Origin of the sequence: Streptomyces sp. NBC_01013 (assembly GCF_045162765.1) — a bacterium.
Classification (GTDB): domain Bacteria; phylum Actinomycetota; class Actinomycetes; order Streptomycetales; family Streptomycetaceae; genus Streptomyces.
In genome coordinates, this window is the sequence record NZ_CP108687.1 from 4,035,059 (window position 1) to 4,049,642 (window position 14,584).

The following is a 14,584-nucleotide window of genomic DNA, read 5'->3' on the forward strand; positions in this document are numbered from 1 at the left end:
CCGGATACGGTTCCGGTCGCTGATCCGACAAGGGCTGGAGTGGTATGTCACTGCGTCGTCGTACGGTGGAAGTCCTGCTGGCCGCGGGCCTGTTGGGGGCGGCGCTCGCGCCCCCCGCGGCGGCCGTCGGGCCCGGCCCGGGGCAGCTGGTGCCCCTGCGCGTGGCCACGTACAACATCCATGCGGGGGCCGGCATGGACAATGTCTTCGATCTTGAGCGGCAGGTGGCGGAGCTCCGGTCGCTGAACGCGGACGTGATCGGGCTGCAGGAGGTCGACGTCCACTGGGGCGACCGCAGTCAGGGGCGGGACCTGGCGGCCGAACTGGCTCAGCGGCTGGGCATGCAGGTGTCGTTCGCCCCGATCTACAGCCTCGACCCTGCGACTCCGGGCGCCCCGCGACGGGAGTTCGGCGTCGCGGTGCTCTCCCGGTACCGGATCGTGAGCGCCGAGAACCACGACATCACCCGCCTCTCCACCCAGGACCCGAACCCGGTCCCGGCGCTCGCGCCCGGCTTCGGCGAGGTCGTGGTGCGGGTGAAGGGGGTCCCCGTGCACGTGTACGCGACGCACCTCGACTACCGCGGCGACCCGTCCGTGCGCATCGCCCAGGTGGCGGACACCCGCCGGATCATGGCGGAGGACCAGGAGACGGAGCGGCGTCCCGTGCACCAGATCCTGCTCGGCGACTTCAACGCGGCCCCCTCCGCGCCGGAGCTCGCCCCGCTGTGGGAGTCGCTCGACGACATCGAGCCGGGCGGCCCCACCTACCCGGCGCTGAACCCGGTGCAGCGGATCGACTACGTGGCGGTCTCCAAGGGCACCGTGCGGGTACGCGACGCGGCGGTGGCCGAGACGCTCGCCTCGGACCACCGCCCTGTCGTCGCCGACCTGTTGCTGCGGCGCTGAGCCGCTGGACCTCAGCTGCTCTTCGGCTGGGTCAGGTCGTAGAACGTGGCGCTCCCGGCCGTGACCTCCTTGAAGTTCTTCTCCACCCAGGTGGAGATCTGCGACGAGGTGCCGCTGCCGCCGCCCATGCCGCCACCGCCGCCCGTGCCGCTGGAGATGAAGTAGTGGATCCGCCCGTCCTCGACGTACTCCTTGAACCGCGAGAGCGTCGGGGACGGGTCGCTCCCGTTGAAGCCGCCGATCGCCATCACCGGGTCGCCGGTGGCCAGCTGGTAACTGGCGGCGTTCTGCGAGCCGATGGCCGCGGCGGCCCAGGTGTAGTCGCCGGCCTTCGTCTCCAGGAGCTTCTTGGCCTCGGCGCCGACGGACGCGCCGTTGAGCAGTCCGCCCATGCCGCCGCCGTCTGTGCCGCCTTCGCCCATGCCGGGCACGCCCCCGGGCTGCTGCCCGTTCCGGGCGGTGCCCGGGCCGCCCTGGTTCTGTCCCTGGCCCTGGCTGGGCGGGGTGCCGGTCGGGGGCTGTCCCATGCCGCCGCCCTGTTGACTGCCCTGCTGGGTGCCCGTCCGGCTGCCCTGCCCGGGCGGCTGCATCCCGCCACCACCGCCGGCACCGCCACGGCCGCCCCCGCCGATCCCGCCGGACGACGGCCCTGCGGTGACGATCGATCCCTGGTGCCCGGTGTTCAGTGTGCTCACGGTGTACGCGGTGGGCCCGGCCAGTGACGCGGCGAAACCCAGACCCACGACGACCAGGACCGGTCGGCGTCCCAGCCGGGCCACGAACAGCAGGCCCAGCGCGGCGACGATCCCGGTGGCGAGCACGGCCGGCCGCAGCCACGGCAGGTAGTCCGGGGTCCGCCCCAGCAGCACGTACGACCAGTACGCCGTCACAGCCACCGTGACGCCCAGCGCGGCGCCCGCCCACCAGCGGGAGCGCTCCTCCCACAGCACCGTGGCGCCCATGCCGATCAGCGCCGCGAGGTAGGGGGCGAGGGCCACCGTGTAGTACTGGTGGAAGATCCCGGCCATGAAGCTGAACACGGCCGCCGTCATCAGCAGCGAGCTGCCCCAGGCGAGGAAGGCAGCCCGGGCCGTGTCCGTCCTCCCCCAGCCCTTGACGCCCGGGAGGTGCTCCCCTGCCCGCCAGGTCAGCCAGAGACCCGCCGCCAGCAGGATCAGTGCGGCGGGCAGCAGCCAGGAGATCTGGCTGCCGATCTCGGAGTTGAACATCCGCCCGATGCCGGTCTCGCCCCACTGACCGCCGGATCCGCCACCCGGGCCGCCGCCACCGCCGACGCTGCCGGTCTCCTCGCCGTTGATCCGGCCGAGCCCGTTGTAGCCGAAGGTCAGCTCCAGGAACGAGTTGTTCTGCGAGCCGCCGATGTACGGGCGGGAGGAGGCGGGCCACAGTTCGACGATCGCCACCCACCAGCCGCCGGCCACCACCATCGCCAGGGCCGACAGCCCCAGTTGACCGAACCGCCTGCGTACGGAGACCGGGGCGCACACCGCGTACAGCACGGCCAGCGTCGGCAGGATCAGAAAGGCCTGCAGTGTCTTGGACAGGAACGCCAGACCGACGGCGACGCCCGCCCAGACCAGCCACGTGGTGCGGCCGTGCTCCAGCGCGCGCAGCACGCAGTAGACGGTGACGGTCATCAGGAGCGCGAGCAGAGCGTCCGGGTTGTTGAACCGGAACATCAGCGCGGCGACGGGCGTGAGCGCGAACACCGCCATGGCGATCAGCCCCGCGGCGGCACTGAACCGGCGGCGTACGGAGGCGTGGAGCACCCCCGCCGTCGCCGCACCCATCAGCACCTGCGGGGCCAGGATCGCCCACGAGTGGAGGCCGAAGACCCGCACCGACAGGGCCATCGGCCACAGGGTGGCCGGGGGCTTGTCGACGGTGATGGCGTTGGCCGAGTCCAGCGAACCGAAGAAGAAGGCCTTCCAGCTCTGGCTGCCGGCCTGCACGGCCGCGGAGTAGAAGGAGTTGGCGTAGCCGGAGGCGCTGAGGTTCCACAGGTACGCCAGCGTGATGACGAGCAGCATGGCGAGGAAGGCCGGGCGGGCCCAGCGGGGGTCCTCGGGCCGGCCACGCCAGACGCGGTGCGGCAGTGAGCCGCCCGTCCGTCCGTGGCTCGGTGAGTCCGCCGTCCGGGGTGCGGCCGGGAGGTGGTCGAGCGTGGTCATCGGACGTTCCTCAGTTCGTGGTGGGTGTCGTCGGCCGGTACGGCGGCCGGGCGGGGCGCAGGGGCGTTCGACGGGCGGGCCGGGTCACCGCCCCGGTCGCGCTCCGGGAAGACCCAGGCGCGGAAGAGCAGGAACCGCAGCACCGTCGCCGCCAGGTTGGCCGCGATCAGCACGGCGAGCTCGGTACCGTGCGAGGGCGAACCCGACGCGGCACCGAGCGCGGCGAGCGAGCCGCTGGTCAGCGCCAGACCGATGGCGAAGACCACGAGGCCCTGCGCCTGGTGACGCACGGCTCCACCCCGGCCGCGTACGCCGAAGGTGAGCCTCCGGTTCGCCGCCGTGTTGGCGACGGCGGACACCAACAGCGCACCGCCGTTGGCGAGCTGCGGGCCGGCGCCCTGGCGGAAGAGCGAGTACAGCCCCAGGTAGAACAGCGTCGAGAGGGCTCCCACGACACAGAACCCGACCAGCTGCCGGGCCAGCCCGCCCGGCACCCCGCCGATCCCGCGGTCGCGCGGGTCGTCGCCGAAGGGACGCGCCAGCCGGTCCAGCGGCAGCGCGCCGACGGCCAGCGCGCGCCCCACCCGCCACACGCCCTTCAGGTCCTCGGCGGCGGTCCGCACGATGTGGACCGTCGAGTCGGGGTCGTCGACCCAGTCGACCGGCACCTCGTGGATGCGCAGCCCGGCCCGCTCGGCGAGCACCAGCATCTCGGTGTCGAAGAACCAGCCGGTGTCCTCCACCATCGGCAGCAGCCGCTGCGCGACCTCGCGCCGGATCGCCTTGAACCCGCACTGCGCGTCGCTGAACCGTGCGGCCAGCGACGAGCGCAGGATGATGTTGTAGGCCCGCGAGACGAACTCCCGCTTGGTCCCGCGGACCACCCTCGAACTGCGCGCCAGCCGCGAGCCGATGGCCAGGTCCGAGTGACCGGAGATCAGCGGCGCGACCAGCGGGAGCAGTGCGTTGAGGTCGGTGGACAGGTCCACGTCCATGTAGGCGAGGACCGGCGCGTCCGAGTGCGACCAGACGGTGCGCAGGGCCCGCCCACGGCCCTTCTCCTCCAGCCGGTACGAGCGCACTTCGGGCAGCGAGCAGGCGAGGCGCTGCGCCACCTCGGGGGTCCGGTCGGTGCTCGCGTTGTCCGCGACGGTGATCCGGAAGGCGTAGGGGAAGGTACGCGCGAGATGGTCGTGCAGCCGCAGCACGCACGGCTCCAGGTCCTTCTCCTCGTTGTAGACGGGTACCACCACATCGAGTACGGGGGCACCCGCCGCATCGTCCGCGCGGGCCAGGAGGTGGTCCCGGGCCGGCAAGGTGCTCCAAGGCGTGTCGGTTCGCATGACATCGACACTCGCCAACCGGGCTGTCACGCCCGTGTGGTGAGCCTGTGGTCCGCCTGTGAGTGGGATCCGGCCGGTCCGTGAGAAGCGGCGTCCGCCGGCAGATGTACGGCGAACACCGTGTCGCCCGGCACCGACCGCACCTCGACGACCCCGCCGTGCGCGACGACGACGGCCTGCACGATGGCGAGTCCGAGCCCGGTCGACCCGGCGTGCCGGGAGCGCGAGGCGTCCCCGCGTGCGAACCGCTCGAAGACGTGCGGCAGCAGCTCCGCGGGGATGCCCGGCCCGTTGTCCTGGACCTCCAGGGTCACCCAGGAGTGCCCGGCCTCCGCGCGCACCCGGGCCGTGACCGTGGAGCCCGGCGGGGTGTGCGTACGGGCGTTGGCCAGCAGATTGACCAGGACCTGCTGGATCCTGGTCGGATCGGCGCTCACGGTCGCGGGGGCCTCGGGAAGGTCCAGCCGCCAGTGATGGGTGGGCCCGGACTCGCCGGACCCGCCCCCGGAGGCGGCCCGGCCCGTGACGCGGACGTCGCTCACCGCGTCGATGACGAGCGGCGAGAGATCGGTGCTCTCGTACGAGAGCGGCCGGCCCGCGTCCAGCCGGGCGAGCAGCAGCAGATCCTCCACCATGCCCGTCATGCGCTGTGCCTCGGACTCGATCCGTCCGAGGGCGTGCCGGGTGTCGGGCCCGGCGTTCTCCCGGCCGCGCCGGGTGAGTTCGGCGTACCCGCGAATCGAGGCGAGCGGAGTGCGCAGCTCGTGGCTGGCGTCGGCGACGAACTGGCGTACCCGCATCTCGCTCTTCTGCCGGGCGTCCAGGGCCGAACCGACGTGGCCCAGCATCCTGTTGAGTGCGGCGCCGACCTGGCCGACCTCGGTGCGCGGGTCGGCCTCGGCGTCCGGCACCCGTTCGAGGAGGGCGACCTCGCCGCTGTGCAGCGGGAGTTCGGAGACGCGCGTGGCGGTGGCGGCCACCCGGCGCAGCGGCCGCAGGGCCACGCCGACCATGGCGGCACCCGCGATCCCGGCGGCGATGAGCCCGGCGCCGGTGACGCAGACCTCGACGAGGATCAGGGTGCTGAGGGCGCCGCTCACCTCCGAGGTCGGAATGCCGACCAGGACGGTCGTGCCGTCGCTCGCGGGGGTCGCCGCCCGCACCCGGTAACCCCCCAGCCCGGGCAGCTCGACGTCGTGCGCCTGACCGTCCGCGGGGACGTGGGCCGCCTCCAGTGCGGCCGCCTGCGCACCGGTCAGCGGCTCGGTGTTCTCCGAGGCGTCGAAGCCGCCCTGGGCAACCGCCGAATCGGCGACCTCGCCGTCCGCGGTGAGCGCGCCGAACGTCTTGAGCGGCTGGCCGCCGCCCATGCCGATGAAGCCGAGCGGGTCCTTGCCCCGGGGCCCGCCGGGCGCGGGTGCGCCCGGCACCCGGTCGGCCCGCATCGCGATGTCGCGCAGCTGGCCGTCCAGCTTCCCGTACATGTAGGTGTGGAAGGCGATGGCGGTGACCGTGCCGATCACGGCCGCGACGACCGCGATCAGCGACACCGCCGAGACGACGAGCCTGGTCCGCAGGGTCCACGGCCCCCTCCGCAACCGCTTCGCGCGACTACTCACCGGGCTTGATGAGATATCCCGCCCCGCGCCGGGTATGGATCATCGGCGTCCGGCCGGCGTCGATCTTCTTGCGCAGGTACGAGATGTAGAGCTCGACGACGTTGGCCTGACCGCCGAAGTCGTAGTTCCAGACCCGGTCCAGGATCTGCGCCTTGCTCAGCACCCGGCGCGGATTGCGCATCAGGAAGCGCAGCAGCTCGAACTCGGTCGCGGTGAGGTGGATGTTGGCGCCGCCCCGGCTCACCTCGTGACTGTCCTCGTCCAGCATCAGGTCACCGACGACGAGCGTCGACTCGCTGCGTACCGCTGCCGTGCCGGACCGCCTGATCAGGCCGCGCAGCCGGGCGACGACCTCCTCCAGGCTGAACGGCTTGGTGACGTAGTCGTCGCCGCCGGCCGTGAGCCCGGCGATCCGGTCCTCCACGGAGTCCCGGGCGGTCAGGAACAGCACGGGCACCTCCGAGAGCTCCCGGCGCAGCCTGCCGAGCACGGCGAGCCCGTCCGTGTCGGGCAGCATCACGTCGAGGATCACCGCGTCGGGCCGGAACTCGCGGGCCGTGCGCAGGGCGCCGGCCCCGTCCCCCGCGCTGCGGACCTCCCAGCCCTCGTAGCGGAGCGCCATGGAGAGCAGCTCCGCCAGCGGGGCCTCGTCGTCCACGACCAGCACCCGGACGGGGGTCCGGTCCGGCCTGAGCAGTTCGGTACGCCCCTGGGGCGAGGTCGTCGTCGTCATGCCCCCACCCTCGAAGACGCCCCTGAGAGAGTTCTTTCCCGATCCTGTGAATTCCCTGAGAAAAACGCACAGGCGGCCGCCGCCCCCGCCGTCTCAGCAGTCGAAGAGCTCCTTCGCGTTGTCGTGACAGACCGCTCTCAGCCAGTCGTCCCCGAGCCCCAGCCGTTCCAGGGCGTGCAACTGGTGGGCGTACGGATACGGGATGTTCGGGAAGTCCGTCCCCAGCAGGATCCGGTCCCCGAATGCCGCGAGCCGCCCGCGCTCGGCAGCCGGGAAGGGGGAGAAGCCCTCGGTGAAGTCGGTGAAAGCCATCGTCGTGTCGAGCCTCACCTCCGGGTACGTCTCCACGAGCGTCAGGAACTCCGCGTACTCCGGCATCCCCATGTGCGCCACGATCAGCCGCAGCCGGGGGTGCCGGGCGAGCAGCCGGCCGACCGGTCCCGGCCCGGTGTGCCTGCCGGGAGCCGGGCCGGACCCGCAGTGCATCACGACGGGGACCCCGGCCTCGGCGAGCAGCCCCCACACCGGCTCCAGCAGCGGATCGTTCGCGTCGTACCCCCCGACCTGAAGGTGCGACTTGAAGACCCGCGCCCCGGACTCGACGGCCTGCGTCACGTACTTCTCGACGCCCTCCTCCGGGAAGAAGGTCGCGGTGTGCAGACAGTCGGGCACCCGGCCCGCGAAGCCGGCCGCCCATTCGTTGAGCCAGGCCGCCATGCCCGCCCTGTGCGGGTAGAGCATCGAGGTGAACCGGAGCACGCCGAACGAGCGCAGCAGCGCGAGCCGTTCGTCCTCTTCGTGCCGGTAGGCGATCGGCCACTCCATGCCGGTCAGCGGCCCGACCGAGTCGAAGTACGCCCAGACCTTGCGCAGCACCTGTTCCGGCATGAAGTGCGTGTGGACGTCGATGATTCCGGGCAGCCCGAGCCGCTCCCAGAACCGCACCACGTCGTCGCGGTCGTCACTCATACGGCGCTCCCGTCCTTCGATGGCCTCCGACGATCTCAGAACAGCCCGCGCTGCGAAGCGCCGCCCCCGACCACGACGGTCGGCGCACTCACCCCCGCGCCCGCACAGGCCGCCGCCAGGTCCCAGCCGGTCATCAGGCGGGTGTCCACCACCACGATCCCGGGCCCGCCCGCGTCCAGGTGCAGATCCGGCCCGGCCGCGGCGAGCAGCCGCCCGGCGACCACGCCGCCGTCCACGAGCCCGGTCACCGCGCGCACCACGCCACCCGGCCCTCCGGTCCCGCCGGTCCCGTCGATCGCGAAGACGCCCGCGTGGTCGACCGCCTCGAACGGCAGCCGCTCCAGCGCCTCGGGCCACCCGCGCCCGTCGAGCGCCGCCGCCCGCCCGTACAGGTCCGCCACCTCGGCGGCCCGCACGGCGGGGTCCGGGAGCTCCGCCCGCACTGCCCGTTTGCGCGCGTACGAGATACGGTCCGGCACCCCGAGCGCGGCCCGCAACGCCTCTTCGGCCCGCCGCGCCGCCATCAACGGCCCCCGCCCCAGCCAGCTGAAGACCACCGCCCCCTGCTCCCGCAGCCGGGCCGCACCCCGCTCCTCGGCGGTGATCCCGACCTTCACCATCCCGGCCCCGAACCAGGCGAGATACACGCGGTACGTACGCGGGTCGTCGGGGATCGTGTCGGCGGCCACCGAATGCGCCCGGTCCAGCCGCCCGCACTCCGCGCACCGCGCGCCCGCGCTGCGCTCCGGCACCGGGGCAGCCAACGGACACGCGTTCCCCCGTGCGCCGACGCACGTCCGCTCCCCGACAGCCCGGAACCCGAGCTCGGTCCCGTACGCCAGAGCGCTGGCCCGCACATGCGGCCCCTTCCGCCACCCGAGCACGGGCCCGCCCCGCTCGTCGGGCCAGCGAAGGCCGGTGCACTGCCACCCCATGCGCGAACTCCCGGACTCCTGGACGTGGATACAGACGGATGCGAGCCCACCATGCTCCCACATCTGGCCCATCAATGTGACCTGCGTCACACTGGAAGGGGGGCTAGGTGCGCTACCAGGAACTTCCGAGGTGTTCGACCATGACCAGCATCGACGGCACTGCTCTCGACGGTCTCCGCACGACCTTGCGGGGGCCTGTCCTCACGCCGGGGGACACGGACTACGACGAGAGCCGCAGCCTCTACAACGCCATGATCGACCGGCGCCCGGCTGCCATCGCGCGGTGCACGGACGTGGCGGACGTGCGGGCCACCCTCGCCTTCGCCCAGGACGCGGGACTCGAACTGGCCGTACGCGGCGGCGGCCACAGCGGACCGGGCCTGTGCCTGGTCGAGGACGGGCTGACCCTCGACCTCTCGCCGATGCGCTGGGTGAGCGTCGACCCCGAGGCCGCAACGGCGCAGGTGGGCGGGGGTGCGCAGCTGGGTGATCTGGACCACGCCACGCACACCTTCGGTCTCGGCGTACCGGCCGGGATCATGTCGACCACGGGCGTGGGCGGCCTCACGCTGGGCGGCGGTCACGGCTATCTGACCCGCGCGTTCGGCCTCACCGTCGACAGCATGCTCTCCGCGGACGTCGTCCTGGCCGACGGCACCTTCGTCACCGCGTCCGCGACGGACCATCCCGAGCTGTTCTGGGCGCTGCGGGGCGGCGGCGGCAACTTCGGGGTGGTCACCTCGTTCACGTACCAGCTGCACCCGGTGGACACGGTCGGCGTCGGGGTGACCGTGTGGCCGGTCGACCGCACGGCCGAGGTACTGCGTTGGTACCGCGACTTCCTGCCCGCCGCCCCGGACGACGTGTACGGCTTCTTCGCGCTCCTGACCATCCCGCCGGGGCCCCCGTTCCCGGAGGAGATCCACGGCCAGAAGATGTGTGGCGTCGTCTGGTGCTACACGGGCGACCTGGCGGAGGGCAAGCTGGAGGAGGCCCTCGCGACGGTCAACGACCCCGCGCCACCGGCCTTCCACTTCACGAGCCCCATGCCCTACCCCGCCCTCCAGACCATGTTCGACGGCCTGATCCCCAAGGGCCTGCAGTGGTACTGGCGCGGTGACTTCTTCGACGCCATCTCCGACGCGGCCATCGAGGTCCACGCGAAGTACGGCCGCAACCTCCCCACCGGCCTGTCGACGATGCACCTGTACCCGGTGGACGGAGCCGCCCACCGGGTCGCCCCCGACGCGACCCCTTGGGCCTACCGGGACGCCGTGTGGTCCGGCGTCATCGCCGGCATCGACCCCGACCCCGCCAACGCGGAAGTGATCCGCCAGTGGTGCGTCGACTACTGGACCGAGCTGCACCCCCACTCGATGGGCGGCGCGTACGTCAACTTCCTCGGCGAGGCGGAGGCCCCGGATCGGGTGCGGTCGACCTACCGCGACACGTACGACCGTCTGGCCGCGGCCAAACGCACCTACGACCCGCACAACTTCTTCAGCGCCAACCAGAACATCACGCCTGCCGCGGCCTGAGAGGTTCGGGGCACCGGGGGCCGCTCACCTCTCACCGACGGTCCGGCCACGGATAACGTCCGGCCATGACGAAGCCGAAGCAGGATCAGTCCGTCGCTGCCGGCGTCGCCCTCGCCGGTGTCCTCGCGCACTGCGGCGAAAGTCCGGCCGGCGCCGTGAGATTCCTGGTCGGGGCGATAGCCTCCGCGCCGGCTGCCACGGAACCCTACGCCTGCCTCGCCGAGTTGTGGCGGGACCGGCGCCCCGAACTGACGGCGGTGCTCGAAGGGGACGGCTCCCTGAGCAGCGTGTTGGCGCAGGCGTACTTCTTCTTCCTCGAAGGGGAGATGGACGACGCGGCGATGGCCCTGGGTTCGGTCACGGGAGCGCGGCCCGACGTGCCGTGGGGTGCCGCGCCCTGGTTCGGCGATGCGCGTTTTCTCGGCACGGTGAGTGCCGAGGCCCTGGCCGAGGCGTGCCTGCGGGTGTTGGACCGCCCCCACGACCTGGACGACGAGCAGATGCGTGAGCGGTTCGCGCCCTGGTTCCACGCCATCGCCAGGGTCGCCGAACGCAGTCCCGTGCCGGAGTCGCTGGCCGCCATGGCCAGGCTGCCACGGGCCTGCGGCCGCTACGAACTGTCCCTGGCCCTGTGCGACCGCGCCGACGCCGTCGAGCGCGTCATGTGGACCGCGGTGGCCCGGGCAAGCACCTGGCGCTCCATGGGCGATCTGGGCCAGGCGGCCGCGGCCTTCGAGGACGCACTCGCCCTGGACCCCGGCAGCTGGTCCCTCTACCTGGACCTCGGCGACGTACGTGCCGAGCAGGGCGAGTTCGCCGCAGCTGCGAGCCTGGCCGAACAGGGTCTGCGGCACGAACCGCAGGAAGTCTCCCTGCGGGCCGCCGCGGCCGCCTACCGCACGCGTCTGTCCGGCTCGCCCGACGACCTGCGGGGACTGATCGCCTTGGCACCGGACCTGGCGAACACCTCCTACCGGGACCTGCTGATCGACTACGCGTGCGCGGGGCCGGGACTGCCCCCGGACCTCGTGGCCGAGGCCCGCGGCACCGGGAACTGAACACGCCGCCGCACGGGAGCCCGGCGAGGCGGAGCCGCAGAGGGCACCCACCGGACACCTCACCCTCACCCGCCACTCCCCGGCCGCGCGCACCGCGAGCGCTAGGATCCGGGCCATGCGCCTGACCGTGAAGGACGTGGAGCGGTTCGAAGCCTCCAGGCCGCGCCTGGAGGCCATCGGCTACCGCCTCCTCGGTTCCGCGAGCGAGGCCGAGGACGCCGTGCAGGACACTTTCCTGCGCTGGCAGGCCGCCGATGTGGACCGGATCGAGGTCCCCGAGGCCTGGCTGACGAAGGTCCTCACCAACCTGTGCCTCAACCAGCTCACGTCGGCCCGCGCCCGGCGCGAGACCTATGTGGGCCAGTGGCTCCCCGAGCCGCTGCTCGCCGGGGACCCGATGCTCGGCCCCGCCGACACCGTCGAGCAGCGCGACTCCGTCTCGTACGCGGTCCTCACCCTCATGGAGCGCCTCTCCCCCAACGAGCGGGCGGTGTACGTCCTGCGGGAGGCGTTCGGCTACCCGCACCGTGAGATCGCCGAGATCCTCGACATCACCGAGGCCGCCGCCCAGCAGATCTTCCACCGGGCCAGGAAGCACATCGCGGACGGCAGGACCCGCACCGAGATCGACGAGGCCGCCGCACGGCGGATCGTCGAGGAGTTCCTCGCGGCCGCGACCAGCGGCCGGACCGAGCCGCTCGTGCGGCTGCTCACCGAGGACGCCGTCTCGGTCGGCGACGGCGGCGGCAAGGTCCCCGCCCGCGCCAAGGCGTTCGAGGGCGCCCTCGCTGTCGCGAAGTTCCTGCGCGGCCTGTTCAAGCCCGGCAAGGCCAAGCGCGACATCGCCGGCGGCTCACCCGACGTCTACGTCGCGACGGCCAACGGCGCCCCCGCCGTCCTGGCGGTCATCGACGGCCGGGTCATCGGCGTCATGTGCCTGGAGATCACCCCCGACGGCATCGCGGCATTCCGGAACCAGGTCAACCCCGACAAGCTCGAACGCGCGACCCTGCGGTGGGCCGCCTCGGATCACGGAGACCCGCTGTTCAGCGCCTTCTGACCAATATGTGACGTGGCTCACATCTCTCACCTGTCAGGAAACGACGGGCTGCCCGGTTCAAGAGGCGAACCCGCGCGAGACAGGAGCAGGGAAATGCAGCAGCAGCACCGCATCATCGTCCTCGGAGCCGGATACTCGGGAGCCATCGCCGCCGGCCGCCTTGCCAAGCGGCTGCGCCGCGAAGACGTCTCCATCACCCTCGTCAACGCCGAATCCGACTTCGTCGAGCGTGTCCGGATGCATCAGTTGGCGGCCGGCCAGGAGCTGGCATCCAGGCCCTTCGGCAAGATGTTCGCGGGCACCGGCGTCGTACTGAAGTACGCGAAGGTCACCGCCGTCGACGCCGATCGCAAGCACGTCACGGTCGTGGACACGTCCGGCACGGAGGAACTGGCGTACGACACCCTCGTGTACGCCCTCGGCAGCGGCTGGAACAGCCAGGGCGTCCCGGGCACCGACGAGCACGCCCACGAGATCTCCGGCCGCCCCGGCGCACTCCGGCTGCGCGAACGCCTCGCCGGCCTGAACGCCGGACAGCACGTGCTCGTCATCGGTGGCGGCCTCACCGGGCTGGAGGCCGCGACCGAGTTCGCGGAGGCCCGCCCAGACCTCGACATCGCCCTCGCCTCCCGCGGTGGCCTCGGCGACACGCTCTCGCCCAAGGGCCGCGAGCACCTGCGGAAGGTCTTCGGCAAGCTCGGCATCACCGTCCACGAGCACACCGCCGTCACGGAAGTGACGGCCGACCACGTCACGACCGCGGACGGCACCTCCATCCCCGCCTCCGTCACCGTCTGGACCGCCGGCTTCGCCGTGCACCCGATCGCGGCGTCCACCACCCTGGAGGTCTCCGACACCGGCCGGATCGTGGTCGACGCGACCATGCGGTCGCACTCTCACCCGGACGTGTACGCCATCGGCGACGCGGCCCTGGTGGCGGGCCCCGGTGACAAGCCCCTGCGGATGTCCTGCGCCTCGGGCGTCCCCACCGCGTGGCAGGCCGCCGACGCCATCGCGGCACGCCTGTCGGGCACGAAGCTGCCGAAGACCCCGCTCCGCTACTTCAACCAGTGCATCTCGCTGGGCCGCAGGGAAGGGCTCATCCAGTACGTCACCGCCGACGACCGCGCCGTCCGCGCGGCCCTGACCGGCAAACTGGCCGCCGCCTACAAGGAACTGGTCTGCAAGGGTGCGGCCTGGGGCGTCGCCCACCCCACCCTCGGCGCTCCGGCCCGGCGCCGGCCGGTCGTCCGGCGCGCCCCCGTCCCCGTGACGGCGCCGGCCGCCGGAGCACCTGCCCCTGTCGCCGAGCGCAGCTGACCCGGGCCCGATCTCAGCAGGTGGCCGACATCGGTATCGCCACCGACGACGTGGACGGGCAGCGCGAGGGCCCCCAGGACTGTTCCTGAGGGCCCCGGGTCTGCCGCCCCCTCAGTCGCCTCCTCAGCCGTCTCCTCAGGCGACCGCCGACGTCAGGGTGCGGGACAGAGCGTCTTGCGCAGCCCGATGTTGATGTGGCTGCCGTCGTCATCGGTCAGCGTGACGCCGCCGTAGGAGAACCGCTGCGCGGCAGTGTGATCCGTGTTCGCGGCACCGCCGTCGAGGGCCGCGCACTGGTTGCGGGCGGCGTCGATGGCCTTGTCCTCGTCATGGGTGAGGTTGCCGTTGACGTCCCTGACGGCGGCAAGGACGGCGTCCCGCTCCGCGCCGGTGGGTGCAGGTGGCAGGCCGGTGTCCTGGGCGGTGCCACTGTCGTCCGCGCGACTCGTCCCTTCGGATGTGCTGCTCCTGGTGGGGCCGGCCTCGCTGTCGCTGCCGTCGTCGCTGCTGCAGCCGACGACGGTGAAGGCGAGTACGGCGGTGATGACCGCGGTGGTGGTGCGGATGCGCATGGTCCCCCCTGGCGTGATTCGATTAGGGACATGGTGGGGGGAGCGTGGCGCCGGGGCCGTAGCGGTGACGCAGTCATGACATCCTGCGGACGCGCTTGGAACGATCCCGTCCGCCTGACGGTCGCTGCCTGCTGGAAATTCGCCGCGCCGGCGCGCGAGGCGCTTCGGCACGATCAACACCCACGCCCCTCGACCCGACCGGCCGGCGCACTGACGGTGACTCGGCCACCCAAGGTCGGCCGCGAAGCGGAATGCGGTGGGTCAAGCCGCAGGGCGCCATCCTTCGGCCGAGGGTGGCGCCCCGCGGAAAAGGCCGACTGTGGGTTCTGGCCTCATC

12 protein-coding genes are annotated in these 14,584 nt (G+C 72.4%); 5 read left to right on the forward strand and 7 right to left on the reverse strand.

The annotated features are described in order from the left end of the window. Positions 1-44 precede the first annotated feature (44 nt). Positions 45-908, forward strand: coding sequence for an endonuclease/exonuclease/phosphatase family protein (locus OG538_RS17460; protein WP_406094602.1), 864 nt, complete (start codon positions 45-47; stop codon positions 906-908). 11 nt (positions 909-919) lie between these two features. Here the strand turns inward: OG538_RS17460 and OG538_RS17465 are convergent, their stop codons facing one another. The 6 genes from OG538_RS17465 to OG538_RS17490 all read right to left on the reverse strand — a co-directional run bounded on the left by OG538_RS17465 (position 920) and on the right by OG538_RS17490 (position 8,699). Beyond that, complete coding sequence (locus tag OG538_RS17465) at positions 920-3,100, reverse strand: ArnT family glycosyltransferase (protein ID WP_406094604.1); 2,181 nt, start codon at positions 3,098-3,100, stop codon at positions 920-922. Further along, positions 3,097-4,443: a glycosyltransferase gene (locus tag OG538_RS17470; RefSeq protein WP_406094606.1), complete on the reverse strand. Its 1,347-nt coding sequence runs from the start codon at positions 4,441-4,443 to the stop codon at positions 3,097-3,099. The genes OG538_RS17465 and OG538_RS17470 overlap by 4 nt, the downstream gene beginning before the upstream one ends. A gap of 26 nt (positions 4,444-4,469) precedes the next feature. Next, positions 4,470-6,062, reverse strand: a complete 1,593-nt coding sequence (locus tag OG538_RS17475) for an ATP-binding protein (protein WP_406094608.1) — start codon at positions 6,060-6,062, stop codon at positions 4,470-4,472. After that, positions 6,055-6,795 carry a response regulator transcription factor gene (locus tag OG538_RS17480; protein ID WP_136329682.1) on the reverse strand — a complete coding sequence of 247 codons (741 nt, stop codon included), beginning with the start codon at positions 6,793-6,795 and terminating at the stop codon, positions 6,055-6,057. Before OG538_RS17480 ends, OG538_RS17475 begins: the two co-directional genes overlap by 8 nt. Positions 6,796-6,888: 93 nt before the next feature. Next, positions 6,889-7,764: an amidohydrolase family protein gene (locus OG538_RS17485; RefSeq protein WP_406094611.1), complete on the reverse strand. Its 876-nt coding sequence runs from the start codon at positions 7,762-7,764 to the stop codon at positions 6,889-6,891. Positions 7,765-7,799: 35 nt separating this feature from the next. After that, positions 7,800-8,699: a DUF2797 domain-containing protein gene (locus OG538_RS17490; RefSeq protein ID WP_406094613.1), complete on the reverse strand. Its 900-nt coding sequence runs from the start codon at positions 8,697-8,699 to the stop codon at positions 7,800-7,802. A 140-nt stretch (positions 8,700-8,839) separates the two neighbouring features. Between OG538_RS17490 and OG538_RS17495 the strand changes: the two genes are divergently transcribed. The 4 genes from OG538_RS17495 (at position 8,840) to OG538_RS17510 (ending at position 13,675) form a co-directional block, all read left to right on the forward strand. Next, complete coding sequence (locus OG538_RS17495) at positions 8,840-10,237, forward strand: FAD-binding oxidoreductase (protein ID WP_406094615.1); 1,398 nt, start codon at positions 8,840-8,842, stop codon at positions 10,235-10,237. A 65-nt stretch (positions 10,238-10,302) separates the two neighbouring features. Next, positions 10,303-11,295, forward strand: a complete 993-nt coding sequence (locus OG538_RS17500) for a tetratricopeptide repeat protein (protein WP_406094616.1) — start codon at positions 10,303-10,305, stop codon at positions 11,293-11,295. Between the two features lie 115 nt (positions 11,296-11,410). Then, positions 11,411-12,355 carry an RNA polymerase sigma-70 factor gene (locus OG538_RS17505; protein ID WP_406094618.1) on the forward strand — a complete coding sequence of 315 codons (945 nt, stop codon included), beginning with the start codon at positions 11,411-11,413 and terminating at the stop codon, positions 12,353-12,355. Positions 12,356-12,448: 93 nt separating this feature from the next. Continuing rightward, positions 12,449-13,675 carry an NAD(P)/FAD-dependent oxidoreductase gene (locus tag OG538_RS17510; RefSeq protein WP_406094620.1) on the forward strand — a complete coding sequence of 409 codons (1,227 nt, stop codon included), beginning with the start codon at positions 12,449-12,451 and terminating at the stop codon, positions 13,673-13,675. 152 nt (positions 13,676-13,827) lie between these two features. Here the strand turns inward: OG538_RS17510 and OG538_RS17515 are convergent, their stop codons facing one another. After that, entirely contained in the window at positions 13,828-14,247 is a 420-nt protein-coding gene (locus tag OG538_RS17515; protein ID WP_406094621.1) for a hypothetical protein, read from the reverse strand. Positions 14,248-14,584 lie beyond the last annotated feature (337 nt).

Coding starts and splice junctions, on each gene's coding strand:
- OG538_RS17495 (WP_406094615.1), top strand. CDS start 8,840: ATGACCAGCATCGACGGCACTGCTCTCGACGGTCTCCGCACGACCTTG.
- OG538_RS17465 (WP_406094604.1), bottom strand. CDS start 3,100: ATGACCACGCTCGACCACCTCCCGGCCGCACCCCGGACGGCGGACTCA.
- OG538_RS17500 (WP_406094616.1), top strand. CDS start 10,303: ATGACGAAGCCGAAGCAGGATCAGTCCGTCGCTGCCGGCGTCGCCCTC.
- OG538_RS17510 (WP_406094620.1), top strand. CDS start 12,449: ATGCAGCAGCAGCACCGCATCATCGTCCTCGGAGCCGGATACTCGGGA.
- OG538_RS17490 (WP_406094613.1), bottom strand. CDS start 8,699: ATGGGGTGGCAGTGCACCGGCCTTCGCTGGCCCGACGAGCGGGGCGGG.
- OG538_RS17480 (WP_136329682.1), bottom strand. CDS start 6,795: ATGACGACGACGACCTCGCCCCAGGGGCGTACCGAACTGCTCAGGCCG.
- OG538_RS17505 (WP_406094618.1), top strand. CDS start 11,411: ATGCGCCTGACCGTGAAGGACGTGGAGCGGTTCGAAGCCTCCAGGCCG.
- OG538_RS17470 (WP_406094606.1), bottom strand. CDS start 4,443: ATGCGAACCGACACGCCTTGGAGCACCTTGCCGGCCCGGGACCACCTC.
- OG538_RS17485 (WP_406094611.1), bottom strand. CDS start 7,764: ATGAGTGACGACCGCGACGACGTGGTGCGGTTCTGGGAGCGGCTCGGG.
- OG538_RS17460 (WP_406094602.1), top strand. CDS start 45: ATGTCACTGCGTCGTCGTACGGTGGAAGTCCTGCTGGCCGCGGGCCTG.
- OG538_RS17515 (WP_406094621.1), bottom strand. CDS start 14,247: ATGCGCATCCGCACCACCACCGCGGTCATCACCGCCGTACTCGCCTTC.